Raw genomic sequence first — 24,192 nt, 5'->3', positions numbered from 1 at the left:
TCCCCCGTAGCACCATGGCTACATGCTGTTCGCCCGGCTCGCTCAGGTGTCCCAGGACGTCGCCGCCGCCTCCGCGCGGTCGCGGAAGATCGCGCTGCTTGCCGAGTTGTTCCGGGACGCCGATCCGGACGACGTGCCGATCGTCATCCCGTATCTGGCGGGGCGGCTGCCCCAGGGGCGGCTCGGCGTCGGGTGGCGGGTGCTGAGCGAGCGGGTCGAGGCGGCGCCGGAGCCCCGACTGAGCGTGCAGGACGTCGACGCACTGATGACCGAGCTCGGGGATGTGTCCGGCGCCGGGTCGCAGGCCGAGCGGAAGCGGCTCGTCGGGCAGCTGATGGGGGCCGCGACCGAGGGTGAGCAGCGGTTTCTGTTCGGGCTCGTGACCGGTGAGGTGCGCCAGGGCGCCCTGGACGCCGTCGCGACCGAGGGCCTTGCGCAGGCGACGGGCGCGGCCCCCGCCGACGTACGGCGTGCCGTGATGCTGGCGGGTGGGCTGCAGGACGTCGCGCAGGCGCTCCTCGCCCGCGGACCCGAGGCGCTCGACGAGTTCCGGCTCATCGTCGGCCGGCCCGTGCTGCCGATGCTCGCGCACAGCGCAGGTGGCGTCGGCGAGGCGCTCGCCACGTTGGGTGCCTGCGCCGTGGAGGAGAAGCTCGACGGCATTCGCGTGCAGGTTCATCGGGACGGCGATGTCGTACGCGTCTACACACGGACGCTCGATGACATCACCGGCCGGCTTCCCGAAGTCACCGACGCCGTACGGGAGTTCCCCGGTGACCGGTTCATTCTCGACGGGGAGGTCATCGCGCTCGGCGAGGACGGTCGGCCGCGGGCGTTCCAGGATGTCGCGGGGCGGGTCGGTTCGCGGGTCGACGTCGCGCGTGCGGCGAAGGCGCTGCCGGTCTCCCCCGTGTTCTTCGATGTGCTGTACGTCGACGGGCGGGATCTGCTGGACCTGCCGTTCGCCAGGCGGCACGAGCAGCTGGCCCGGCTCGTGCCGGAGGCGATGCGGGTACGGCGCCTCGTGGTCGAGGACGACGGCGCGGACGCCGCCGAGGCGTTCTTCGCGGACACCCTCACGCGCGGCCATGAGGGGGTTGTACTCAAAGGGCTCGAGGCCCCGTACAGCGCGGGCCGCCGCGGCGCGTCCTGGGTGAAGGTCAAGCCCGTGCACACGCTGGACCTGGTCGTCCTCGCCGCCGAGTGGGGGCACGGGCGGCGCACCGGGAAGCTGTCCAACCTGCACCTGGGCGCTCGCCGCCCCGACGGCACGTACGCGATGCTCGGCAAGACGTTCAAAGGGCTCACCGACGCGCTGCTGACCTGGCAGACGCAGCGGCTGCGCGCCCTGGCCGTCAGTGACGACGGTCACGTCGTGACCGTGCGGCCCGAGTTGGTCGTGGAGATCGCCTACGACGGGTTGCAGCGCTCGACGCGCTACCCGGCAGGCGTGACGCTCCGCTTCGCGCGCGTGGTGCGGTACCGGGAGGACAAGCCTGCCGAGCAGGCGGACACGGTGGAGGCGGTGCTCGCCGCGCATCCCCCGCTCGGCGCGTGACCGTGTCGATGCACGACCGCTCGGCGTACGGCCTCGTATGACTTCGTACGGCCTTTTCTACGCCTGACCGTTTTTTTGCCAAAGCTTGGCGCGTATAGGGTGACGGACATCCATCTAAAGTTGCATCTGCCATCTATTGGTCGCCGGGACAGCGGCCACGCACGGACAAGGGGAGAGACGTGCCCGCTTCACGCCTTAGCAGGACACCATTGCCGGGAATCGGCTACCGCTACGACCTCACGACCCGCGAGCAGCGTCAGCTGTCGGTCGTCGCCCATCGGGACGGGGGCCGCACCCTCAGCGCCTACCGGGCGGACGACCCGGACGCCTGCGACCTGTCGCTCAAGCTGACGTCGGGGGAAGCGACGTATCTCATCGACGCGCTGATGCCCTCGCACCACAGCCCGAACCTGCTGCACACCACCGACCTGGGGCTCGTCGCCGAGCGCATCGAGATTCCGGGCGCCTCGATCTGGAACGGGCGGCTGCTCGGCGAGACGAAGATGCGGACCGATACCGGCGCGTCGATCGTGGCCGTACTGCGCCGCGCCGACGCGATTCCGTCGCCGACGCCGGACTTCCGGCTCGCGGGCGGCGATACGGTCATCGTCATCGGTACCCGCGAGGGCGTCGACGCGGCGGCCATGATTCTGGGGCGGGAGTGACCGCATGCACAGTGCTCTCTTTCTGATCGAATTCGGTGCCATCACCTTGGCACTCGGGCTGCTCGGGCGGCTCGCGGGACGGCTGAGATTCTCACCGATCCCGCTGTACCTCCTGGCGGGACTCGCGTTCGGCGAGGGCGGTCTGCTGCCGCTCGGCGCGAGCGAGGAGTTCGTCGCCATCGGCTCCGAAATAGGCGTGATCCTGCTGCTGTTGATGCTCGGTCTCGAGTACACGGCCAGCGATCTCGTCACCAATTTGAAGACGCAGTATCCCGCCGGCCTCGTCGACATGACGTTCAACGCGCTGCCCGGTGCCATCGCCGCGCTGCTCATGGGGTGGGGTCCCGTGGCGGCCATCGTGCTCGCCGGTGTCACCTGGATCTCGTCCTCGGGCGTGATCGCCAAGGTGCTCGGGGACCTGGGCCGGCTCGGCAACCGCGAGACGCCGGTGATCCTCAGCATTCTGGTGCTCGAGGACCTGGCGATGGCGGTGTACCTGCCCATCATCACGGCGCTGCTCGCCGGTGTCGGCTGGGCGGCCGGCGGACTCACGCTCGCCATCGCGCTCGGCGCCGCGGGTCTGGTGCTGTTCATCGCGGTGCGGTTCGGGCGGCACATCTCGAAGTTCGTCTCCAGCGACGACCCGGAGAAACTGCTCCTCGTGGTGCTCGGTCTGACCATCCTGGTCGCGGGCCTCGCACAGCAGCTCCAGGTGTCCGCGGCCGTGGGCGCGTTCCTCGTGGGCATCGCGCTGTCCGGTGAGGTCGCCGAGAACACGCATACGCTGCTGTCCCCGCTGCGCGACCTGTTCGCGGCCGTCTTCTTCGTCTTCTTCGGCCTGCACACCGACCCGGCGAGCATTCCGCCGGTGCTGCTGCCCGCGCTGCTGCTGGCCGTGGTCACGGCCTGCACGAAGATCGCGACGGGGTACTGGGCAGCGCGCCGGGCGGGGATCTCCGTCAAGGGACGCTGGCGGGCCGGTGGCGCCCTGGTGGCGCGCGGCGAGTTCTCCATCGTGATCGCGGGCCTCGCCGTGACCTCCGGAATCGAGCCACGCCTCGGCCCGCTGGCCACCGCGTACGTGCTGATCCTGGTGATCGTGGGCCCGCTCACCGCGCGGTTCGTCCAGCCCCTCGCGCAGCGGCTTTTCCCGCAGCGCCAGGCGGCGGTCGTGGGCGCGGGTACGGGTACGGGTACGGGTGCGGTTCCCGAGCCGCGCGCGATCGAGCAGTCCGCGCAGGGGGACGCGAAGCCGGACGCGGAGCCGGACACCGAGCCGGGCGGCAAGCCCGACGAGAAGCCGGCCGCCCTGGACGAGCACAGCCGCTGACGAACCTCCGCTGACGCTCAGCACAAACCGCCGAACTCGGCATCCGACGGGGCCGCCCTCCAGACATGGGGGCGGCCCCGTTCTCCATGTCTGCGGAACGGCCCCGTTCCCTCTCCAGTCGCCTGCCATGACCAGGGCGCTTAGCGTGGTGGGCGAAGTCGATCGGGGGGTCCGGTCGTTTGGAGGCCACGATGGATCGCTCGTCCGACACCTCGCAGGCAGGCGCCGAACCCGGCATACAGAACTCCCCGCCCGACGGCGGCTCCGTGCCGTACGCGGGCGGGGGCAGGCACGAGCACCGATGGCTGATCCTCGCCGTGATCGGCCTGGCACAGCTGATGGTCGTCCTCGACGCCACCATCGTGAACATCGCGCTGCCGTCCGCCCAAAAAGACCTCGGGTTCTCCGACGGAAACCGGCAGTGGATCGTCACCGCCTACTCCCTTGCCTTCGGCAGTCTGCTGCTGCTCGGCGGACGGATCGCCGACCTCGTCGGCCGCAGGGCCGTTTTCCTCGTGGGCCTCGTCGGCTTCGCGGTGGCCTCGGCGCTCGGTGGTGCGGCGACCAGCTTCGAGATGCTGGTCGCGGCGCGCGCACTGCAGGGCGCGTTCGGCGCGCTGCTCGCGCCGGCCGCGCTCTCCCTGCTGACGACGACGTTCACCGACCCCAAGGAGCGGGCCAAGGCCTTCGGCATCTACGGCGCCATCGCCGGTGCGGGCGGTGCGGTCGGGCTGCTGCTCGGCGGTGTGCTGACCGAGTATCTCGACTGGCGCTGGTGCCTGTTCGTGAACCTCGCCTTCGCCGCCTTTGCGTTCCTGGGCGGCCTGCGTCTGTTGCACGGCGGGCGTCCCACGGACCGTCCGAAGCTTGACGTACCCGGCACGATCCTGGTGTCGGCGGGCCTGTTCTGCATCGTGTACGGGTTCTCCAACGCCGAGACCCATGACTGGAGCGCGTTCGCGACGTGGGGCTTCCTGGTGATCGGCGCGGTGCTGCTGGCCGCGTTCGCCTGGTTCGAGACGCGCGCCACGCATCCACTGCTGCCGCTGCGCGTGCCGCTCGACCGGGATCGCGGCGCGTCGTACCTGGCGATGTTCATCGCCGGTGCGGGCATGTTCGGCGTATTTCTCTTCCTGACGTACTACTTGCAGCAGATCCTGGGGTTCTCGCCGGTGCAGACCGGTGTGGCGTTCCTGCCGATGGTCGCCTGCATGATCTTCTCGTCGATGATCACGCAGAACTCCCTCGCGCCGAGGTTCGGGCCGAAACCGATCGTTCCGCTGGGCATGGCCCTGGCGGTGGGGGCGATGATCTGGCTGACCTTCCTCGACATCGACAGCACGTACGCCGGTCATGTGCTGCCGCCGACGTTGGTGATGGGCCTCGGCATGGGCATGATCTTCGCGACGGCCATGAACCTCGCCACCTCCGGTGTCGCGACGCACGACGCGGGAGTCGCCTCCGCGATGGTCAACACCAGCCAGCAGGTGGGCGGTTCGATCGGCACGGCGCTGTTGAACACGCTGGCCACGACCGCCGCGACCAGCTACCTCGTCGGCAAGCGGCCCACACCGCTGGTGCGGGCACAGGCCGCGATCGAAAGCTATTCGACCGCCTACTGGTGGTCGGCTGCCTTCTTCGGCGTCGGCTTCGTCGTGACGCTCCTCCTGTACCGGCCGGGGCCGCCGAAGGTGATGTCCGGCGAGGGGTCGGCCGTGCACATGTGAGGCGGGGCGGGGCGCGCGGCGGCTGCGCCGGTGCGATCGGCTCGTACGCCGTCGATTCGTGTGGCTTCGGTTCTCCCGACTTCGGTTCGTACGCCGTCGGTTCGTACGCCGTCGGTTCGTACGCCGTCGGTTCGTACGGTCCGCCCAGGGGGCATACCCCCTGAGCACAGTCCGCCCGCCGGGCAAGTGGCAGGACGGGTGGCTGCGTCGCGCGGGGCGGACGAGACAGTGGCAAGGGGACCGTCATGCGTGGCGTGCCGTACGAGGCGAACCAGGTGGACAGCGAGCGGCTGGCGACGGCGTTCGTGGAAGTGGCCGACGCCGCCGTACACGGTGGTGCGCAGGCCCTCGGTGCACTCGTCGGCAACTGTGTGTCGCTGCTCGGAGTCGCGTCGGCGGTGGCGGTGCTGAACCCGCCCGCGACCCGGGTCGAGGTCGCGGCGTCCGACCCACGCGGCCTGCGCCTGGAGCGGGCCGCACTGACCTGGGGCGAGGGCCCCGGTCTGGACTGCCGCAGCTCCGCCACGGCCATCAGCGGCGTTCCGCTGGCGCATCCGTACGCGCGCGCCAACTGGCCGTCGTACACGGCGATGGCGCGCAGCCTGGGCTTCGCGTGTGTGGTGGCGGTGCCGCTGCGGGCCTCGGACCGGGCGGTGGGCTCGCTGAGCCTGCTGTCGGAGCGGCCGGGGCCGATCGGGCCCCTGCGGTTGCGTCTGGGGCAGCATCTCGCGGACGCGACGGCGTTAGGGGTCGTGCCGCGGGGGCGGGCCTGAACGAGCACCTGCTCCTCCCCCGCGTCCGCGGCCTGGGGGTTTTCCCCCAGCAAGGTCGGAGGACAACCTCGTTCCGGCGGATCGTCCCGCTTCCTAGCGTGGATGTCACACGAAAGATGCGACGTCGGAGCACGCGGGCAGAGGGAGTCGGGATGATCGAGGCCAGGGGTCTCACCAAGCGGTACGGCGAGACGGTCGCCGTTGAGGACCTGAGTTTCCGGGTGCGCCCCGGGAGCGTCACGGGCTTCCTCGGGCCGAACGGGTCGGGGAAGTCCACGACCATGCGCATGATCATGGATCTCGACCGGCCGGACGCCGGGCACGCCACCATCGACGGCCGCCCGTACGCGGAGCTGGACTGGCCGTTGCGCCAGGTCGGCGCGTTGCTTGAGGCCCGCACATTCCATCCGGGCCGCAGCGCGCGCAGCCATCTCGCGGCGCTCGCCGCGGGCGGTGGCATCGACCCGGCGCGGGTGGACGCGGTCCTTGAGACCGTCGGTCTGGCCGCAGTCGCGCACAAGCGGGCGGGTTCGTTCTCGCTCGGCATGGCGCAGCGCCTCGGGATCGCGTCGGCGCTCCTGGGCGACCCGGCGGTGCTGCTGTTCGACGAGCCGGTGAACGGCCTGGACCCCGAAGGCGTCCGCTGGGTACGGGAGTTGCTGCGCTCGCTGGCCGCCGAGGGACGTACAGTCCTGCTGTCGAGCCATCTGATCAGCGAGATGGCCCTCACGGCCGACCATCTCCTGGTGATCGGCCAGGGCAGACTGCTCGCTGACACATCGGTCGCCGAACTCACTGCGGACGGACGGTCGTTGGAGGAGTCGTTCTTCGCGCTCACCGGCGGCGCGGCCGTGTACCAGGCAGGAGGAGCCCGATGAGCACCATGCCGTACACGCCCGCCTTGGCGGGGCACTACGGCTTCCGGCAGGCCGCCCGGATGGAGTGGATCAAACTGCGGAGCCTGCGCTCGACGATGTACGCGCTGCTCCTCACCGTGGTCGGCATGATCGCCATGGGCGTCGTGACGATCGCCAACACCAAGGCGCCGCAAGGGGCTTCGAAGGTGGCGTCCTTCGACCCGACGAACAACGTCTTGGCGGGCGTGGCCCTCGGTCAGCTCATCATCGGCGTGCTGGGCGTCCTCGTGATATCAGGCGAGTACTCGTCGGGGACGATCCGCTCGACGTTGGCCGCGGTCCCCGACCGGCGGCTCGCGCTGGCGGCGAAGGCCGCGGTGTTCGGCGGGCTCGCGCTGGCCATCGGCGAGGTGGTGACGTTCGTGACGTTTCTCGCGGGGACCGCGGCGCTCTCCCCCGGTGTGCCGCGGCCCTCGCTCGGTGACCCCGTCGTGCTGCGCGCCGTGCTGATGTCGGGCGCGTATCTGGCGATGGTCGGCCTGATGGGCCTTGGGATCGGCGCGATCACCCGGCACACGGCGAGTGCGATAGGTGTCCTGGTCGGCATCACGTATGTGCTGCCCGCGCTGCTGGCCGGGACCACGGGGCCGGCGGTCGCGAAGTTCTTCCCGACGATGATCGCCGGCAATTCGCTGGCGGTGACGGTGCCGGTCGACGGGATGCTGTCGCCGTGGGCCGGGTTCGGGGTGCTGTGCCTGTACACGGCGGCGTTCCTCGCCGTGGGCGACCGGCTGCTGGCGCGCCGCGATGCCTGACTTCCCCTTCGTCGGCCTGCCGACCGTGCGGGCGGCGCTGACGGCCTGCGTGACGCGGCGGGCGTGGGCGGAGGCGGCGTACTGCCTCCTGTGCTACGCCCCCGCGCTGGCGGGTTTCCTCCTCGTCGTGGTCGCCCTGGCTCTGGGGTCCGCGCTGACTCTGACGGTGGTCGGGGCGGTTCTCGGCGCGGTGTTCCTGCTGGCCGGGCTCTACCTGGCCCGCGGCCTCGGCGCGCTGCATCGAAGCCTTGCCGGTGTGCTGCTCGGCGAGCGGGTGCTGGCGCCGGGCCCGCCGCCGGCCGAGGGCGGGATGTTCGCGCGCGTGGAGGCGCGACTGCGGGACGGGACTGCGTGGCGGGCGGTCGCGTACGTGCTGGTGAAGCTGCCGCTGGCGACGGTGGGCCTGTACGGGGTGATGTGGTGGGTGATCGGCGCGGTGAACATGGCGGCGCCGGTGCGGTGGGCGTTCACGCCGGAGGACCTGACGCTGGTGACGCCGTTGCCATGGGGTGGGCAGCCGCAGGTGCACTCGCTGACCGGTGCGTTCGGTGCCGCGCTGCGGGGTGTGCTGATCGTAGTGATCGCGCCGTGGCTGATACGGATCGCCGTCAAGGCGGATCGCACGCTGATGCCGGCGCTGCTCGGTCCCGGCGAACTGGCGGACCGTGTACGCGACTTGGAGGAGAAGCGGGCGCTGGCGGTGGAGGAGGCCAATGAGCGGCTGCGCCGGCTCGAGCGGGATCTGCACGACGGGGCGCAGGTCCGTCTGGTGGCGCTCGCGATGAGTCTGGACATGGTGCGTGAGCAGTTGGACGACCGGGACCGGCCGGAGCTGCACCGCATGGTGGAGGCGGCGCGGGACAACGCGACGGAGGTCCTCACGGAGCTGCGCGATCTCTCGCGTGGCCTGCACCCGCCCGCGCTCGACGGCGGGCTCGGTGACGCGCTGAGCACGCTCGCGGCGCGCAGCACGCTACCGGTGGACGTCAGCGTGGATCTGCCGGAGCGGCCGGCGCCCGCGATGGAGAGCCTGGCCTACTTCTGCGCGGCGGAACTGCTGGCCAACGCGATAAAACACAGCGGGGCGCGGCACTGCGGGGTGGAGTTGGCCGCCGGGGACGGCACGTTGCGGCTGCGGGTGACGGACGAAGGGAAGGGCGGTGCACGCGTGGAACCGGGCGGCGGTCTCGCGGGCCTGGTGCAGCGGACCCGGACGGTGGACGGGTCGCTGGAGGTGACGAGCCCGCCGGGCGGGCCGACAGCGGTGACGGTGTCGCTGCCGCTGCACACGTAGGCGCGGCGGAGGCGAGAGCGGGCGGGAGGCGGGAGGCGAGAGCGCGAAGTGAATACGGACAGAACTACGGACGGAACTACGGGCAGGACTACGGAGAGATCACGTGAGACGATCCCGGCCATGCGCGTAGTCATCGCCGAGGACGCCGCTGTGCTGCGGGAGTTGCTGGCCCAGATGTTGTCCATGCGGGAGCACGAGGTCGTGGCGGCGGTGAGTGACGCGGATGCGCTGCGAGCGGCGGTCGCGGAACACCGGCCCGACGTGACAGTCGTCGACATCCGCATGCCGCCGACGCACACCGACGACGGGCTGCGCGCGGCGATCGACATCCGGCGCGAGCAGCCAGGGACCGGTGTGCTGCTGTTCTCGCAGTACGTGGAGACGAAGTACGCCACGCGACTGCTCGCCGAGGGCTCGGCGGGCGTCGGATATCTGCTGAAGGAACGGGTGGCGAACGTCGCGGAGTTCACGGACGCGCTCACCCGGGTCGCGGCGGGCGGCACCGCGCTTGACCCGGAGGTGGTGACGCAGCTCGCGGGCGCGGGCCGGGCGACCGAGGAGCTGAGTTCGCTCACGGAGCGGGAGCGGGACGTGCTGGAGCTGATGGCGGAGGGCCGGTCGAACGCGTCGATCGCCGAGTCGCTGCATGTGTCGGCGGGCACGGTGGAGAAGCACGTCGCGGCGGTCTTCGGGAAGCTGGGGCTTCCCGTGTCGGAGGATCACAATCGCCGTGTACTCGCGGTCATCCGGTTCCTGCACCGAGACTTGGCGCATGGCTGATGGGACGAGGCGAGGAAAGCGCAGCGCGGGCCTGCTTCTCTTCCGGCGCGCGGCGGGAGGGGCGGAAGGGGTCGAGGTGCTGCTGGGGCATATGGGCGGCCCGTTCTGGGCGCGAAGGGACGCGGGCGCGTGGGGTGTGCCGAAGGGCGAGTACGAGCCGGGTGAGACGCCGTGGGAGGCGGCGCGGCGGGAGTTCCAGGAGGAGCTGGGACTCCCGCCGCCGGCAGGGACCGCGCTGCCGCTGGGTGAGACGGTGCAGTCCGGCGGCAAGCACGTGACCGTGTGGGCGGTGGAGGCGGATCTGGATCCGGCGGAGATGGTGCCGGGGACGTTCACGATGGAGTGGCCGCGCGGTTCCGGTCGCATGGCGGAGTTTCCCGAGCTGGACCGGGTGGCCTGGTTCGGCCTCGATCCGGCGCGGGACCGGATCGTGAAGGCGCAAGCGATCTTCCTCGACCGGCTCGCGGCTCAGGTGTTCTGAACCGGGCGATCGTGCCAGCGGCTCTTCAGGCGTGCGCCGCGGTGCGGTGACTGCGGACAGTGATCAGCGGCGATGATCCAAGGGGCGGGCGTCTGACGGGCCTGCCCGCGGGTACCCGGGATCGCCCCGCGGCCCGCGTTGCGCGCGTCCGTGGCGCGCGGGAAGGTCATAGGAACCCCGCAGAGGAGGTCGGCAGCATGCCCATCGCGACGGTCAACCCGGCGAACGGCGAGACCCTCAAGACGTACGAGGCCCTGTCCGCGAAGGAGATCGAGCGCAGGCTCGCCCTGGCGGCGCGCGCCTTCGACTCGTACCGGACGACGACGCTCTTCGATCGGGCGAGGCTGCTGCAGCGGGCCGCGGACCTGCTGGAGGCGGACGCGCCCGACGTCGCCCGCACGATGACGACCGAGATGGGCAAGCCGGTCGCGGCGGCTCGGGCCGAGGCGTTGAAGTGCGTGAAGACGATGCGTTGGTACGCGGAGCACGCGTCGGAGCTGCTCGCGGACGAGCATCCGGCGGAGTCTGACGTGCACGATTCGGGCGCGGTGCGGGCGCACGTGCGCTATCGGCCGCTCGGCCCGGTGCTCGCGGTGATGCCGTGGAACTTCCCGCTGTGGCAGGTCGTGCGGTTCGCGGCGCCCGCTCTCATGGCCGGGAACGTGGGCCTGCTCAAGCATGCGTCGAACGTGCCGCAGACCGCCCTCTACCTGGAGGATCTCTTCCACCGGGCCGGTTACCCCGAGGGTTGTTTCCAGACGCTGCTGATCGGTTCGGGCGCGGTCGAGGGGATTCTGCGCGACGAGAGGGTGGTCGCGGCGACGCTCACCGGCAGCGAACCGGCCGGCCGTTCCGTGGCCTCGATCGCGGGCGACGAGGTGAAGAAGACGGTCCTGGAGCTGGGCGGCAGCGACCCGTACGTGGTGCTGCCGTCGGCGGACGTGGCGAAGGCGGCGGAGAAGGCCGTTACGGCGCGCGTGCAGAACAACGGTCAGTCGTGCATCGCGGCCAAGCGGTTCATCGTGCACGAGTCGGTGTTCGAGGAGTTCCGGGACGCGTTCGTGTCCGGCATGCGGGAGCTGCGGGTGGGCGATCCGCTCGACGAGGACACGGACGTCGGCCCGCTCTCCAGCGAGCAGGGGCGCAGCGATCTGGAGGAGCTGGTCGACGACGCGGTGGAGAGCGGCGCGACCGTGCTGTGCGGCGGGCAGCGACCGAAGGACTTCGCCGACCACGGCTGGTTCTACGAGCCGACCGTCATCGCCGATGTGACCCCGGAGATGCGTATCCACCTGGAGGAGACGTTCGGTCCGGTGGCGACCCTGTACCGGGTCGCGGACCTGGACGAGGCGATCGCCGTCGCCAACGACACGCCCTTCGGGCTGAGTTCCAACCTGTGGACCGGTGACGAGGACGAGATCGAGCGCTTCGTGCGCGACAGCCAGGCCGGCGGCGTCTTCGTCAACGGCATGACGGCCTCGCACCCGGCCCTCCCCTTCGGCGGCGCGAAGCGTTCCGGCTACGGCCGCGAGCTGTCGGACCACGGCATCAAGGAGTTCTGCAACATCACCACGGTGTGGATCGGGGCCTGACAGCAACACGTCGACGGCTCCCCCGCGGCGAGCCGTCGACGCACGGGCGACCCGCCCCGGCGAGCCGCGCCCCCGCGCACAGCCCGTGCAACAGGTCGCTCCCGGAGCTGTGGCCGACGGCGAGCAGGTCGCTGACCGGTGCGGCCAGATCCGCGCCGGTTGCCGCCGCGTGCAGCAGCGCCGCCACCTGCGGAATGCAGTGACCGTCGGCGGCGTGCCGCAGGAGCGCGGCCGAGACCGGAGGTGTACGTGTTCCGGCCTGTTCCGCGGTGGCTACGAGGACGGGCAGCCAGGTGGCTGGCAGCGGGGAGAGGCGGGCGGCGAGCAGCAGGCCGCACAGAAAGTCGTCGCCGGATGGAGTGGCTCCGGGCCCCAGACCCAACAGGTCATCGGCAGCGCGGCGTCCCGCACCGACGGCCCCGTGCGCGAGGGCGCGGACGAGCACGGTCGCCGCGGGGCGGGCCTCGGCGGCCAGGGGGCGGGGCGGACGCAGCCGTGCGAGCCGGTCGAGGGCGGGGCCGTGCGGGGTGTCCTGGACGCGGGGCGGCGCCCAGAACTCCCCAGCGGCCAGCCGCAGATGCCCGACCGCGACGCGCCCGCCCCCGATCCGGCCCGCGTCCCCGACCGCCACGCCGCCGAACGGCCGCTCCCCCGCCGCCCGCGGCAGCACCACGGCGGTCGGCACGCGCACGGCTCCGGGCACGATCACGGCGAGCGCGGTGTCACCGTCGTACGGCAGCAGGTACAGGGCCTGCCGGGCGACGGCCATGACACGGGCGGGGCGTGGCGGCCCGGCCAGCAGGGTGCGGGTCAGGGTGCTGACGGTGCAGGGCAGGTGGGCGGGGCTCATGCCCGGGGAGCAGCCATGTCGCCGGCCGCCTCCGAAACCGCGAACCCCTCCGGAATCGAGGCCGCCTCCGGATCCCCGAACGGCTCCGGAACCCCGAACGCCTCCAGCGCCTTGCGGAAGCACTCCAGCGGCGCGTGTGCCAGGCCCGCGCCGATCTGGCCGATGCCGGGTTCGCGGTGTGCGATGCCCGTGGTGACAACCGGTTCGATGCCGGTGTCGAGGACGGCCCGCACGTCGATGCCGACCGGTGAGCCGATGCCGCCGAGGGCCGGCAGCCGGTAGGCCTCGTGCCGGGCGAGCGTGATGCGGGCCATGTCGCGGCTGGTGCGCAGCGCCTCCTCCACGGTGCCGCCGACGAAGCCGGTGATGGCGGGCGCGGCGGCGAGGGCGAAGCCGCCGAGGCCGTTGGTCTCGGTGATGGCGCTGTCGCCGATGTCGGGGTTGGCGTCCTCGGGCCCGTATCCGGCGAAGTACAGGCCCCGCACCTCGGCGGCGGGCGCCGTGAACCAGGCGTCGCCGAGGCCGCTGACGCGGATGCCGACCTCGACGCCGTTGCGGGCGAACGCCGTGACGAGTGTGGAGTGGGCGACGCCGTGGGCGGCGGAGGTGGCGAGTTTGGCGGCCGCCATCGAGAAGTTGAGGAACCAGTAGTGGTTCCCGGCGAGGAACTCCAGGACCTCGGGGCCGTGCGGAACGCGCGCGAGCGGCGCGGCGATGTCCCGCAGCAGCAGCGCGGAGGCGGCGGTGTTGCGGCTGTGGCACTCGTCGCCCATCTGGAGTGCCTGGGCGACGACGGAGCGCAGGTCCACGCCGTCGGGCCGGTCGGCGAGGGCGGCGCGCAGCGCGGGGGCGAGTACGTCGGCCATCCAGCGCAGCCGGTCCATCACGTCGTCGCCGAGCGCCCCGTAGCGCAGGCAGCGGCCCGCTCCCTCGTTGAGGTTGGCGTAGGCGCGTCGCCCGGTGGCCGGGTCCTCGACGACGAGCACGGACATGGACGGGGAGGTGATGCCGCCCATGGGGCCGACGGCCTCGTGGTGGTGGCACGGCTCGAAGCGCAACGCGCCCGAATTCGCGAGGAGTTCGGCCTGTTCCGGGGTGTCGGCCCAGCCTTCGAGCAACGCGGCACCGATGACCCCCGCACGCATCGGGCCGCACATGTGGGCCCAGTCGACGGGCGGTCCGGCGTGCAGGAGGACGCGTTCGCCGGTGGCCCGGTCGTCGAGCACCGGCAGGACGTCGCGGGCGGTGCGCACGTCGCGCCACACGGGTCGCACGGCGAGCAGCCGGTCGACTGCCGTGCGGTTGGCCGCCTCGACTGCTTCATGGCCGGTGAGTTCGGCCAGCTTCCAGGCGAGGTCGGGGTCGCCGCCCGCGGGCGGCCGCCAGTCGAGGGTGCTGACGTGGGCGCCTGCGGTGCGAGGCACATCACTGAAGTCGGCCACGCCGACGGCGGCGATACGTGGCGGGGTGTCGCCCGCGTTGAGCAGATCGGAAACGAGGTGAGGGGTCATGTGCGGCCTCCTGGATGAAAGTTGGCGTGGGGCGGGACGGGCGGGCGTCACGCGATGGCTGGCGGGCGGTGAGGCGAACTGGCGTCACCCAACGGACGGCGTGCGGTGAGGCGGAGGCCCTCACGCGACGGTCGGCGCGGGCCGGTGTTCGGCCGTCTCCGGCAGCGGCACCCGGGACCCGGCGTCCGCCCGCACCTGGCGGCGCGAAAGGCGTCAGCCGCAGCGTCGAGCAGGCGGCTTCAGCCGCGTCGAAGCGGCATCACTGTCCCGCCCTCGCCGCAGGCACCAACTCCGCCGCGTCCCGTCGCGGTTCGTCCCCCGCCTCCACCAACGACACCGCCCACTCCGCCGCATCCGTGCTGGTCGGCGCCAACAGCGCACCCGCCTTCTCCAGGCGCGCCCGCACCGCGTCGACGTCCTGTGGGTCGCCATCCGTGCCGACGACGAAGGCGATGACCGGCGGCCGCCCCCGCTCCCCGGCCCGTTCCAGCTCGGTCGCGAGCGGCCCGGCAGGGTCTGCGCCCGCGCCGTGTCCGAGGACGACGTCCAGGACCACGGCCGCGGTGTCGGGATCGGACAGTGCGGCGCGCAGATGGGCGGCGCGCACCGTGGGGTCGATCATCGGGTGGGGGCGGCCCGCGGTGTAGGCGTCGTCGCCGAGGTCGAGCACCACGTGGCCTCCAGGCAGGGCAATTTGGCGACCGGGAACGTAGGGGTCGACGGCTGTAACAGCCCCCGGCAGCAGTTGCCGCGCCTCGTAGGCGAAGGTTCCGCCCGCGTACAGGGCGCGGAGGTACCGTCCGGGTCCCGCGTCCACGGCGGGCGGCGCCCACTGCGGTGCCCGTACGCCGCCGAGGGTGCGCACCACCGCGCGGACCGCGTCGCGCAGGGTGCCGACAACGGTGACGGAGCCCGACGCCCCGTGCCGCCCGGCGCCCGCGAGATCGCCGAGCGCGGCAGGCCTTTCGGTACCGAGGAACGCGGCGACGACCGGCTTGCCCGTACGTCCTGCACGGGCGATGACGCGCTCGGCCACCTCGGGCGCGGGCGGCTTCGACACCAGCACGATCAACTCGCAGCCGGGGTCGGCGGCGAGCAGGTCGAGCGCGTCGAGCGTGGTGCGCGCGCCGACCTCCGCGCCGAGGTCGCGGCCGCCGGTCCCGATCATCTGCCGGACCCCTTCGCCTGCGGCGTCCAGTAGGCAGGACACCTGCTGAAGTCCCGTTCCAGAGGCGCCGATCAGGCCGACGCGGCCGGGGCGCAGGACGTTGGCGAAGCCGAGCGGGACACCGTCCAGGACGGCGGTGCCGCAGTCGGGTCCCATGGCGAGCAGGCCGCGACGGTGTGCCTCGTCCTTGATGCGGATCTCCTGTTCGACGGGGACGTTGTCGCTGAAGACGAAGGCGTGCATGCCGCAGCGCAGCGCCTTGAGCGCTTCGGCCGCCGCGTACGGGCCGGGGGTGGAGATCAGCGCGAGGGCGGTCGCCGGGTCGGCCTCGGTGAGGGCGCGCGGCACCCGGGCGTCGGGCTCGGCGCTCTCGGAGGCGGCGGGCTGTTCGAGCAGCGCGGGCACCTCGCCCAGGGCGTGCTCGATCGCGTCGGCGGTGCCGCGCAGCGCGACGATCAGGTCGGCGGGGCGTGCGACGCGGCCGTCGTCGGTGAGGAGTTGGGCGTCGGCGAGCAGCCGCAGGTTGGGTTCGGTCGCCATGACGAGGCTGGCGGCCGTGATGCCGGGCAGCCCGGTGAGGTGCTGGGCCGCGCGCATGAGCGCGACGGAATCGGCGTAGGCGTCGCACCGCACGGAGTTCGACGTCAGGGTGTCCGGGGCGGGGTGGCCGTCGGTGGCGGGCGGGGTGGGCTCCATGGCAGCGACGCTACGGCCGCCACCCGGGCGCGGTCTTCGGCGAGCGGTGCCAGCGCGCGGGTGTGGATCACCGGCACCGGCTGACAGTGACCGGGCCGCCGACGACGCACCAGCATGTTCGGGGACACCCGCAGCCCTACCCCGCCGCGTACCGACGCCGCCACGGTGGCCGAAGCGCCGGTCCGGCCACCGTCAGTGCGCGCGTGCGCTGAGCAACCGGTGGGCGTGGACGGCCAGTTCCGTCTGGAGGCGGCGCATCGGGTCCTTGTCGGGTGCGCCGGTAAGACGTTCGATCTGCTTCAGGCGGTAGCGCAGCGTGTTGTAGTGGATGTGGAGTTCCTCGGCTGCCTCGACGCCGTTGCGGTCGTGTCGCAGATACACGGTGAGGCTGTGCACGAGGCTGCCGTCGTGCCCGGCGTCGTAGGTCAGCAGGGGGCCGAGGGCGTCGTCGACCAGTGCGTGGAGTTCGCCCGCGGGCAGCTGGTCAAGCAGCCGGTACACCCCGCTCTCCTCGTGGAGCCGGACGAACGAGCGGGCGGGGCCCTCCAGCTCACGGCCGAGCGCGAGCGCGCTGAGTGCCTCGCTGTGGCTGAGGTGGAGTTCGGTGAAGTCGCCGCGGATCGTGCCCGCCGCGACGGCCACGGTGCGCCCCGGGCAGGCGGCGGCAACTGCGCGTCGCAACGCCTCGCAGCGACCGCGCAGTTCGGCGCCGTCGGGGGCCACGAGGGCGGTGAGGCCTCCGGGGGTGCCCCAGGCGGGCGTGTGGGCTCCCAGTGCGGTGCGGGCGGCGGCGAGCAGGCGTTCCTCGGCGAGGCGGGCGCCGCCGCCGTCCGGGGGCGCCGCGGCCTCGACGACCACGGCGGCGCGCGGGCGCTCCAGGTCCCAGCCGAGGGCCGCGGCCCGGCGCGCCGACTCCGCGCGGTCGCGCGGCGGGTGGGAGACGAGTTCGGTCAACAGCAGGGTGCGGTACCGGCGTTCGCGCTCGGCCAGTACGCGTTCCTGCACGGCGAGCATCCCGGCGAGGCTGGCCACGTGGTCGGCGGCGGTGCCCCACTCCTCGCCGGGCGTGCAGCCGGGCCCGGCCCATAGGGCGACCTCGCCGGCGCTGCGGTGCCCGACGGCGATCGGCCGGGTCACGGACGCGGGGGTGCCCTCGGGCACGTCCCCCGCCGCCGCGAGGAGAGTGCCGTCCGGGCCGCGGATCGCCGCGGGGCAGCCGGTCTCCGCCGCCAGCAGGACGACGAGTTCGCCGTAGGAGCCGCCCCCGAGGACGGCCTGCGAGAGCCGGTCGCGCAGCGCCTGCGAACGCTCCAGGCTGAGCGCCTGCCGGTTGAGTACGGTGCCGATGACCTCGGAGAGGATGTCGTTCAGCATGACGTCGCCGAGCAACTCGACGATGGGGAAGCCCAGTTCGTCGGCGCTGCGCAGCATCGGGGCGGGCAGCCGCGGCAGGTAGGGGCCGACCTTCACGCCGAGGGCCGCAAGTCCGCGGTCGGCGAGTTCGGGCACCAGGCCGGTGAGCGCCTGCTCGTCGTCGCGGACCGCGTAGGCGGTGGTGAGGAGGAACTCGCCGCCGCGCATCCAGCGGATGATGTCCGGCACTTCCATGATGTTGGCGACCCTGATGCCGCGGCGCGCGCCCGCCTCCCCGGCCACCAGACGGGCACCCGCGAGCGCGGGCAGCTCCAGCGCCTGTGCCACGGTCAGGGCCGCGGCGCCGGCGGGGCCGGGTGCCGTCACAGTGCGCGGAACAGGGGTCACGCAGCTCACTATGGGCGCCCCCGCGAGGGCTGTAAACGCTCATGACACGAGGTTGTATACGATCCTCGGATACGGTGACGGTGCCGACGCCCACCCCCATCCGGCCGCCCCTGAAGCACTGTCAGCGAGCGTCAACACCCCCGCGTACACGCTGGCACCGGCTGCCCATGACCGCCGCGCCCGGCGTTCCTATCGTCCTGACATGCCTCCAGGAACCGCGCCCCCACCAGCCGCTTCCCCCGTGCGGCCGCCGGCCGTCACACACCCTGCCGCCCCTGTCACCGTCCTCGCCATCGGCGGCAACGCGCTCCTCAGCGGCGGACCGCGCGCCACGATCGCGGAACAGTTCGCCGCCGCCCACCAGTTGGCGCGTCCGGTGGCCGAGCTCGTCCGCGCCGGGCACCGCGTGGTCGTCACGCACGGAAACGGCCCGCAGGTCGGCTTCATCAAGCGGCGCGCCGACCTCGCGGCCGAGCTCGCCCCCGAACTCCCGTTGCTCGACCTCGACATGTGCGTCGCCGACTCGCAGGGCAGCATCGGCTACATCCTCGTACGCGGCCTCTCGGACGCCCTGCCGGCCGGGTCGCGGCCCGTCGCGCTGCTCACGCACACCGTCGTCGACCCGGACGACCCGGCGTTCGCCCGGCCCACCAAGCCCATCGGCGCCCACTACGAGCGCGCGGAGGCGGAGCGGCTGGCCGCCCGGTACGGGTGGGCCGTCGCCGATGACGCGGGGCGTGGGTGGCGCCGCGTGGTGCCCTCGCCGGCGCCACAGGCCGTCGTCGAACTCGATGCCATCGGCGCCCTGTTGGACGCCGGCCACGTCGTGGTGGCGGGCGGGGGTGGCGGCATCCCCGTCACGCGCGGGCCCGACGGAGCACTGTGCGGCGTGGAGGCGGTCGTCGACAAGGACGCGACGTCCGCGCTGCTCGCCTCCGCGCTCGGCGCGACCGAGCTGATCGTGACGACCGGAGTGGAGCGGATCGCCCTCGACTGGGGCACCCCGCAACACCGCGACCTCGACCGCATGGACGCGGCGCAGGCCCGCGAGCATCTCGCGGCGGGGCAGTTCCCCGAGGGCAGCATGGGGCCGAAGGTGCGCTCGGCCCTGGACTTCCTCGCGTCCGGCGGCCACCGTGTGCTGATCACGTCGCCGGGCGCGCTGAGCGAGGCACTGCGCGGCACGACGGGCACACGCATCGTCCCGACGGCCGGGGCCGCCCGGCCGGTCAACGGCGATTTCCCCAGCAATGCCTACAGCAGCGGCAATGGCAACACGACGGCTTCGGAGCCGTAACACAACGACAGCAAGATCATCTGTCTGTGCCGCGACTCCCCCGCGCCCGCTCACAGCCCCCTCACGGCCGAAGGACCTCATATGACGCTGACCTCCGCCGCCCCCTCCCCCGACGCCATGCCCGTCGACGGCCGCCACCACCTCGCCACCACACCCGACACCGCCCGCTGGGGTGTGCTCCCCCGCGCGGACAGCGCCCCGGTGCTCAAGGTCGACGACGGTGACACGGTCACGTTCGACCTCGTCTCCCACGAGGGGATCCTGCCGGACCAGGGCCGCGACCCGGTGGAGTTCTTCGGCGGTTACGGAGTACCGGCCCACCAAGTGCCGCGCGACGCACAGGAGATCGCGGCGTGCGACCTCGGGCGCGGGCCGGAGAGCCTGATCGGCCCGCACATCGTCACGGGCCCCGTCGCGGTGCGCGGCCCCGGCCCGGTGATCTGTTGTGCGTGCGCACCCTGAGCCTGCACCGGCGTACCCACTACGGCATCGTCTCCAACCGGCACTCCCGCGGCTCGCTGCCCGGCGAACTCCCGGATCCGGCCGCCGAGTTCACGAGCCCGGACACCAAGCGCGCGGCGGAGGGCACGGTCTCCTCGTTCTGCACGGTCGAGCGGGACGGCGACGGCGCCGAGTTCGGCGTCCTGCGCTGCACGCCGACGCTGAGCGCACGCTTCCCGCTCGGCCCGTTCGTGGGGATCATGGGCGTGACGGACGACCGCTCGGACACGCTCAGTTCGGTGCCGCCAGGACCCTTCGGCGGCAACCTCGACATCAAGCACCTGACCTGCGGATCGAACCTGTACTTGCCGGTACGTACCGACGGCGCGGGCTTCTACGCGGGTGACCCGCACTTCGCGCAGGGCAACGGGGAGGTGGCCCTCACCGCGCTGGAGGCGCCGCTGCGCGCGACGGTCCAGCTGTCGGTGGTGCGCGGTGCGGCGGCGCGCCGGGTGACCGGGCTGCTCGCGGAGCCGTTCGCCGAGAACCGTACGCACTGGATCGCGCTCGGGCTCGACGCCGACCTCGACGAGGCGATGCGCCAGTGCGTGCGCTCCGCGCTCGGCTTCCTCACGGCGCGCACCGGCATGGACCGTGCCACCGCGTACGCCTATCTCAGCGCGGCAGCCGACTTCGAGGTTTCGCAGGTGGTCGACCAGGTCAAGGGCGTCCACTGCCTGATCCGCAAGGCGGACTTCCCCGCCGAGACGTAACCACCAATCCCCCCAGGTCGCGCCCGCACGCACCGCACCCGCACTTGCCCGTCACGCATCTCTCGACCGAAGGAGAACCACCGTGACCGCTCTGCTGCTGCGCCACGCGCGTGTGGAGGACTCGCCCGACCCGACCGACATCCGTGTACGCGGCGGACGGATCGAGGCCATCGGCCCCGCTCTCGCTCCGCCGGAGGACATCGGAGCCGAGACCCTCGACTGTGCGGGCCGTGTCGTCGTGCCCGGTCTCATCGAGGCCCATCTGCACCCGGACAAGGCACTGCTCGACGGGCTGACCCCGGAGGGCACCGGTTCGCTCGCGGACGCCATCAGGATCACCGCGCAGTGCAAGGCCGGGTTCACCTACGACGAGGTACGCGCGCGTGCCGAGCAGGTGCTCCGGATGTGCGTCCTGCACGGCACCACCGCGATCCGCACCCACCCCGACGTCGACCCGGTGGCGGGCCTGACCGGGCTCAACGTCCTGCTGGAACTGCGCGACAAGTGGGCGGCCCTGGTCACCCTCCAGGTCGTCGCGTTCCCCCAGGAGGGCATTTTCAAGGCGCCCGGCACGGAGAAGCTGCTCCGTGAGGCGCTCGACTCGGGCGCCGATGCCGTCGGTGGGTGCACCTACAACGAAGCCTCCCTCGCCGACTGCCACCGGCACGTGGAGCTGGTCCTCGATCTCGCCGTCGAGTACGGCGTGCCGGCCGACCTGCACGCGGACTTCGGCGACGACCACGGCGACGGCCGCTTCGCCCTCGCCGAGTTCATCGCCGCCCGCACCGCCGAGCGCGGCCTCCAGGGGCGGGTGACGCTCGGCCACGCCACCTCGCTCGCCGGGCGTCCGCCGGCAGAGCGACGCGCGGTCCTCGCCGCGCTCGCGGCCGCCGGGGTCGCGGTCGTGCCGCTGCCCGCCACGGATCTCTTCCTCGGCGGTCGCGGCGACGACACGGCGCCGCGCCGGGGCCTGGCCCCCGTGCGCGAACTCTGGGGCGCGGACGTCCTCACCGCCTGCGCCACCAACAACATCCGCAACGCCTTCACCCCGTACGGCACCGGCGACGTCCTGGAGACCGCGCTGCTGCTCGCCCGGATCGCGCAGCTTTCGGGCCCCGCCGACCTGCGCCGGGTGCTGCGCATGGTGACGTACGACGCCGCGCGCGTGCTCGGCATTCCGGAAGCGGACTACGGGGTGCGCGAGGGCGCGGTCGCGGACCTGGTCGTCCTGGACACCCGCGATTACGACACGCTGCTCCTGGACCGGCCCGCGCGCACCGCGGTGGTCAAGTCGGGTCGGGTGGTGGCCCGTTCGACGGCCTCCGCAGAACTCGACGGTTCCCTCATCGCGGGCGGGGTGGTCTGACATGGCCGAGGCGACGACAGGGACGAACACGTCCGCTCCGGTGACACCCGTGGTCCGGGAGCGGATTCCGCACGAGATCGTGGCGTCGGTGCTCGCCGCGACGACCGCGTTCGTGGGCGGGACCGCGCTGCATCTGCCACCGTGGGCGATCTTCATTTCGTGGGCGGGCATGTTCCTGATGGGCGGCCCGAACCTCGCCGGCGCGCGCAAACTGTGGTGCGCGATGCCGGTGGGTTCCACGTACGCGCTGCTCATCGTGCTCCTGGAGACCCACGCGGGCACGGCCTTCGGCGAGAGCCAGCTGGCCAAGAACACCTTCGGGGCGCTGTGCATCCTCGTCCTGAACAGCGCGCTCATGTACACCGGCCGGGTCCGGTTCTTCTCCCTCATTCCCGGCATGTTCTTCGGTTTCGCCAGCTACTTCGCGACGTTCTTCGGCGGGTTCGGCTTCGAGGCGGGCAACCCGTGGTCGGCCTGGGTGTGCGTGGTCGCCATGAACGCGCTCGGCCCGGTGTACGCCTGGCTGTCGATGCGGCTGACCTTCCCGGTGGAGATCAAGTCGCCTTCCTGAGCCGCCCTGTTCACCCTGACGTCACTCCGCGTTCGGGGCGGGGGTCGAACGTGTGCGCTGTACACGCTCACCGCGCCTCAGGAGGCCCCATGTCCCCGCTCGTCCCCGGCAAGCGCCGCGTCCTCGGCCGTTCCGTCGCCGCGGGTGTCCCGCTCGCCGCACTGGTGGCGCTCAGTGTGACGCCGGCCGCGACGGGTGCGCCCAGCGGGTCCGGCGCGGCCGAGGTCACCGGCAGCGCGACGCTCGGCGACGTGCCGCTCGGCGGGTTCAGCAATGCCCTGCTGCCGGGGACGGTCGACGACGACCGGGGCGTGGACCTCGGCGGCGTCGGCTCGGACCTCTACCCGGCGGGCCGCAAGGGCGAGTTCTGGACGGTGACCGACCGCGGCCCGAACGGCCAGATCAAGGTCGATGGAACGAAGCGCCGCACGTTCCCCGTGCCCGGCTTCGACCCGGCGATCGTCAAGATCCGCGTCACTGGCGACCAGGTGAAGGTCCTCGACGCGCTCCCGCTCACCACGAAGTCCGGCAAGCCCGTCACCGGCCTGCCGAACCAGGAGGCCCGCGACGAGAAGCCGTACTCGTACGACGCCGGGAGCCCGCTCTCGTACAACCCGAACGGTCTCGACACCGAGGGCATCGTGCGCGCGGCGGACGGCAGCTTCTGGCTCGTCGACGAGTACGGTCCCTCGCTCGTGCACGTCTCCGCGGACGGCCAGGTGCTCGCCCGGCACGTGCCGAAGGGCCTGAAGCTGCGAGGCGCCGACTATCCGGTCGTCGAGTCACTGCCGTCCGTGCTGCTGCACCGCAAGGTAAACCGGGGCTTCGAGGGACTCGCCCAGCTGCCGGGCGGGGACCTGGTGCTGGCCGTACAGAGCCCGCTGTCGCTGCCGGACGAGGACGCGGGCGACGCCTCGCGGACGACGCGCCTGCTGCGGTTCTCCCCGAAGAGCCAGGCGGTCACGGCGGAGTACGCGTACCGCTTCGACCCGGTGGACGTGGTGAACCCGGGCGAGGACGACCCCTCCGAGCTGAAGATCTCCTCCGTCGTCGCGGTCGGCGGCAATCGGCTGCTCGTCGAGGAGCGCACCGACAAGGCGGCCCGCCTTCAGGAGGTGCGGCTCACGCGCGGCGCGGACATCCTGGGCGGGCGCTGGGACGACGACGCGACGTCCCCGTCCCTGGAGGAGCTGAAGGACCCTGCGGCGAAGGGTGTTCCGGTCCTCCGCAAGCGACTCGTGGTGGACCTGAACACGGTCGACGGCGTCCCCGAGAAGATCGAGGGCATCGCGCTCGCGGGCCGCGACACCCTCGCCCTCATCAACGACAACGACTTCGGAATGACCGACGGCGCGGGTGCGTTCGACGCGGACGGGCGGCTCGTGGACAGCGGCGTCGAGACGAAGGTGACGCATGTGAAGCTGCCGAAGGGCGCTCTGTAGGGGCGCGCGTCGGCCGTCTCACCCGCCCAACGCGCTGGGCAGCTCGCTCGGAAGCTCACTGGGCAGCTCGGAGGGCAGTTCGCTCGGCAGGCCGCTGGGGAGTTCGCTCGGCAGGTTGCTGGGCAGCGAGGGCGGCAGCTCGCTCGGGATGCTGGGCGAAGCCCGTTCGCTGCTCTCGGCGGGGGACTTCTTGTCGTCCTCGGAGGGACCGGAGGAGTCGTCGCGGGTCATCACGAGCACGACGGCACCCACGATCACCACGAGAGCGACGAGCACCGCGATCAGCAGGAGCGGGCGCCGGCCGGAGCGGCGCGGCCCTTCGGGCGGCGGCGCACCGAAACCGCCTCCCGAAGGTGGGGGTGCACCGAAACCGCCGCCCGAAGGCGGCGGCGCGCCAAAGCCACCTCCGGGCGGGGGCGGCGGCTGGGGAGGTATCGGAGGTGT

22 protein-coding genes are annotated in these 24,192 nt (G+C 72.3%); 17 read left to right on the top strand and 5 right to left on the bottom strand.

The window, feature by feature from the left end:
* The first annotated feature begins 22 nt into the window (after positions 1-22).
* From ABT004_RS04955 to ABT004_RS04905, 11 genes are all read left to right on the top strand, one after another.
* Positions 23-1,558, top strand: coding sequence for an ATP-dependent DNA ligase (locus tag ABT004_RS04955; protein ID WP_351331438.1), 1,536 nt, complete (start codon positions 23-25; stop codon positions 1,556-1,558).
* A 179-nt stretch (positions 1,559-1,737) separates the two neighbouring features.
* Complete coding sequence (locus tag ABT004_RS04950; RefSeq protein ID WP_351331437.1) at positions 1,738-2,223, top strand: cation:proton antiporter regulatory subunit; 486 nt, start codon at positions 1,738-1,740, stop codon at positions 2,221-2,223.
* Positions 2,224-2,227: 4 nt separating this feature from the next.
* Complete coding sequence (locus ABT004_RS04945; RefSeq protein WP_351331436.1) at positions 2,228-3,553, top strand: cation:proton antiporter; 1,326 nt, start codon at positions 2,228-2,230, stop codon at positions 3,551-3,553.
* A gap of 191 nt (positions 3,554-3,744) precedes the next feature.
* The gene (locus ABT004_RS04940; RefSeq protein ID WP_351331435.1) at positions 3,745-5,280 is read left to right on the top strand and encodes an MFS transporter; all 1,536 of its coding nucleotides are present in this window, start codon (positions 3,745-3,747) and stop codon (positions 5,278-5,280) included.
* 245 nt (positions 5,281-5,525) lie between these two features.
* The gene (locus tag ABT004_RS04935) at positions 5,526-6,053 is read left to right on the top strand and encodes a GAF domain-containing protein (protein ID WP_351331434.1); all 528 of its coding nucleotides are present in this window, start codon (positions 5,526-5,528) and stop codon (positions 6,051-6,053) included.
* Between the two features lie 152 nt (positions 6,054-6,205).
* Positions 6,206-6,931: an ABC transporter ATP-binding protein gene (locus ABT004_RS04930; RefSeq protein ID WP_351331433.1), complete on the top strand. Its 726-nt coding sequence runs from the start codon at positions 6,206-6,208 to the stop codon at positions 6,929-6,931.
* Positions 6,928-7,725, top strand: coding sequence for an ABC transporter permease (locus ABT004_RS04925; RefSeq protein WP_351331432.1), 798 nt, complete (start codon positions 6,928-6,930; stop codon positions 7,723-7,725). The genes ABT004_RS04930 and ABT004_RS04925 overlap by 4 nt, the downstream gene beginning before the upstream one ends.
* The gene (locus ABT004_RS04920; RefSeq protein WP_351331431.1) at positions 7,718-9,019 is read left to right on the top strand and encodes a sensor histidine kinase; all 1,302 of its coding nucleotides are present in this window, start codon (positions 7,718-7,720) and stop codon (positions 9,017-9,019) included. Before ABT004_RS04925 ends, ABT004_RS04920 begins: the two co-directional genes overlap by 8 nt.
* 120 nt (positions 9,020-9,139) lie before the next feature.
* Positions 9,140-9,799, top strand: a complete 660-nt coding sequence (locus ABT004_RS04915) for a LuxR C-terminal-related transcriptional regulator (RefSeq protein WP_351331430.1) — start codon at positions 9,140-9,142, stop codon at positions 9,797-9,799.
* The gene (locus tag ABT004_RS04910) at positions 9,792-10,280 is read left to right on the top strand and encodes an NUDIX hydrolase (RefSeq protein ID WP_351331429.1); all 489 of its coding nucleotides are present in this window, start codon (positions 9,792-9,794) and stop codon (positions 10,278-10,280) included. Before ABT004_RS04915 ends, ABT004_RS04910 begins: the two co-directional genes overlap by 8 nt.
* Positions 10,281-10,477: 197 nt before the next feature.
* A complete protein-coding gene (locus ABT004_RS04905) occupies positions 10,478-11,872 on the top strand; it encodes an NADP-dependent succinic semialdehyde dehydrogenase (RefSeq protein WP_351331428.1) in 1,395 nt (464 codons plus the stop codon).
* Here the strand turns inward: ABT004_RS04905 and ABT004_RS04900 are convergent.
* From ABT004_RS04900 to ABT004_RS04885, 4 genes are all read right to left on the bottom strand, one after another.
* The gene (locus tag ABT004_RS04900) at positions 11,847-12,722 is read right to left on the bottom strand and encodes an oxamate carbamoyltransferase subunit AllH family protein (protein ID WP_351331427.1); all 876 of its coding nucleotides are present in this window, start codon (positions 12,720-12,722) and stop codon (positions 11,847-11,849) included. The two genes, ABT004_RS04905 and ABT004_RS04900, sit on opposite strands and share 26 nt — an antisense overlap.
* Positions 12,719-14,233, bottom strand: a complete 1,515-nt coding sequence (locus ABT004_RS04895) for a YlbE family protein (RefSeq protein ID WP_351331426.1) — start codon at positions 14,231-14,233, stop codon at positions 12,719-12,721. Before ABT004_RS04895 ends, ABT004_RS04900 begins: the two co-directional genes overlap by 4 nt.
* 259 nt (positions 14,234-14,492) lie before the next feature.
* Positions 14,493-16,097, bottom strand: a complete 1,605-nt coding sequence (locus tag ABT004_RS04890) for an AllF/FdrA family protein (RefSeq protein ID WP_351331425.1) — start codon at positions 16,095-16,097, stop codon at positions 14,493-14,495.
* A gap of 192 nt (positions 16,098-16,289) precedes the next feature.
* A complete protein-coding gene (locus tag ABT004_RS04885; RefSeq protein ID WP_351331424.1) occupies positions 16,290-17,858 on the bottom strand; it encodes a PucR family transcriptional regulator in 1,569 nt (522 codons plus the stop codon).
* Between the two features lie 202 nt (positions 17,859-18,060).
* Between ABT004_RS04885 and ABT004_RS04880 the strand changes: the two genes are divergently transcribed.
* The 6 genes from ABT004_RS04880 to ABT004_RS04855 all read left to right on the top strand — a co-directional run bounded on the left by ABT004_RS04880 (position 18,061) and on the right by ABT004_RS04855 (position 23,748).
* Positions 18,061-19,155, top strand: a complete 1,095-nt coding sequence (locus ABT004_RS04880) for a carbamate kinase (RefSeq protein ID WP_351331423.1) — start codon at positions 18,061-18,063, stop codon at positions 19,153-19,155.
* 81 nt (positions 19,156-19,236) lie between these two features.
* Positions 19,237-19,617 carry an acetamidase/formamidase family protein gene (locus ABT004_RS04875; protein WP_351331422.1) on the top strand — a complete coding sequence of 127 codons (381 nt, stop codon included), beginning with the start codon at positions 19,237-19,239 and terminating at the stop codon, positions 19,615-19,617.
* A complete protein-coding gene (locus ABT004_RS04870; RefSeq protein ID WP_351331421.1) occupies positions 19,605-20,369 on the top strand; it encodes an acetamidase/formamidase family protein in 765 nt (254 codons plus the stop codon). The genes ABT004_RS04875 and ABT004_RS04870 overlap by 13 nt, the downstream gene beginning before the upstream one ends.
* 82 nt (positions 20,370-20,451) lie before the next feature.
* Positions 20,452-21,735, top strand: a complete 1,284-nt coding sequence (locus ABT004_RS04865; RefSeq protein ID WP_351331420.1) for an amidohydrolase family protein — start codon at positions 20,452-20,454, stop codon at positions 21,733-21,735.
* Position 21,736: 1 nt separating this feature from the next.
* The gene (locus tag ABT004_RS04860; protein ID WP_351331419.1) at positions 21,737-22,306 is read left to right on the top strand and encodes a DUF1097 domain-containing protein; all 570 of its coding nucleotides are present in this window, start codon (positions 21,737-21,739) and stop codon (positions 22,304-22,306) included.
* Positions 22,307-22,395: 89 nt separating this feature from the next.
* Complete coding sequence (locus ABT004_RS04855) at positions 22,396-23,748, top strand: esterase-like activity of phytase family protein (protein ID WP_351331418.1); 1,353 nt, start codon at positions 22,396-22,398, stop codon at positions 23,746-23,748.
* Positions 23,749-23,766: 18 nt separating this feature from the next.
* Here ABT004_RS04855 and ABT004_RS04850 read toward each other — a convergent pair whose 3' ends face one another.
* A complete protein-coding gene (locus ABT004_RS04850; protein ID WP_351331417.1) occupies positions 23,767-24,024 on the bottom strand; it encodes a hypothetical protein in 258 nt (85 codons plus the stop codon).
* Positions 24,025-24,192 lie beyond the last annotated feature (168 nt).

This window comes from Streptomyces sp. NPDC002790, from assembly GCF_040295505.1.
Taxonomy (GTDB): Bacteria; Actinomycetota; Actinomycetes; order Streptomycetales; family Streptomycetaceae; genus Streptomyces.
This window is presented reverse-complemented; position numbering and strand designations above follow the sequence as displayed.

Excerpts from the sequence above, each read along its gene's own strand:
- ABT004_RS04955 (WP_351331438.1), top strand. The coding sequence starts at position 23 with ATGCTGTTCGCCCGGCTCGCTCAGGTGTCCCAGGACGTCGCCGCCGCC.
- ABT004_RS04945 (WP_351331436.1), top strand. The coding sequence starts at position 2,228 with ATGCACAGTGCTCTCTTTCTGATCGAATTCGGTGCCATCACCTTGGCA.
- ABT004_RS04940 (WP_351331435.1), top strand. The coding sequence starts at position 3,745 with ATGGATCGCTCGTCCGACACCTCGCAGGCAGGCGCCGAACCCGGCATA.
- ABT004_RS04935 (WP_351331434.1), top strand. The coding sequence starts at position 5,526 with ATGCGTGGCGTGCCGTACGAGGCGAACCAGGTGGACAGCGAGCGGCTG.
- ABT004_RS04930 (WP_351331433.1), top strand. The coding sequence starts at position 6,206 with ATGATCGAGGCCAGGGGTCTCACCAAGCGGTACGGCGAGACGGTCGCC.
- ABT004_RS04925 (WP_351331432.1), top strand. The coding sequence starts at position 6,928 with ATGAGCACCATGCCGTACACGCCCGCCTTGGCGGGGCACTACGGCTTC.
- ABT004_RS04920 (WP_351331431.1), top strand. The coding sequence starts at position 7,718 with ATGCCTGACTTCCCCTTCGTCGGCCTGCCGACCGTGCGGGCGGCGCTG.
- ABT004_RS04915 (WP_351331430.1), top strand. The coding sequence starts at position 9,140 with ATGCGCGTAGTCATCGCCGAGGACGCCGCTGTGCTGCGGGAGTTGCTG.
- ABT004_RS04910 (WP_351331429.1), top strand. The coding sequence starts at position 9,792 with ATGGCTGATGGGACGAGGCGAGGAAAGCGCAGCGCGGGCCTGCTTCTC.
- ABT004_RS04905 (WP_351331428.1), top strand. The coding sequence starts at position 10,478 with ATGCCCATCGCGACGGTCAACCCGGCGAACGGCGAGACCCTCAAGACG.
- ABT004_RS04900 (WP_351331427.1), bottom strand. The coding sequence starts at position 12,722 with ATGAGCCCCGCCCACCTGCCCTGCACCGTCAGCACCCTGACCCGCACC.
- ABT004_RS04895 (WP_351331426.1), bottom strand. The coding sequence starts at position 14,233 with ATGACCCCTCACCTCGTTTCCGATCTGCTCAACGCGGGCGACACCCCG.
- ABT004_RS04890 (WP_351331425.1), bottom strand. The coding sequence starts at position 16,097 with ATGGAGCCCACCCCGCCCGCCACCGACGGCCACCCCGCCCCGGACACC.
- ABT004_RS04880 (WP_351331423.1), top strand. The coding sequence starts at position 18,061 with ATGCCTCCAGGAACCGCGCCCCCACCAGCCGCTTCCCCCGTGCGGCCG.
- ABT004_RS04875 (WP_351331422.1), top strand. The coding sequence starts at position 19,237 with ATGACGCTGACCTCCGCCGCCCCCTCCCCCGACGCCATGCCCGTCGAC.
- ABT004_RS04860 (WP_351331419.1), top strand. The coding sequence starts at position 21,737 with ATGGCCGAGGCGACGACAGGGACGAACACGTCCGCTCCGGTGACACCC.
- ABT004_RS04855 (WP_351331418.1), top strand. The coding sequence starts at position 22,396 with ATGTCCCCGCTCGTCCCCGGCAAGCGCCGCGTCCTCGGCCGTTCCGTC.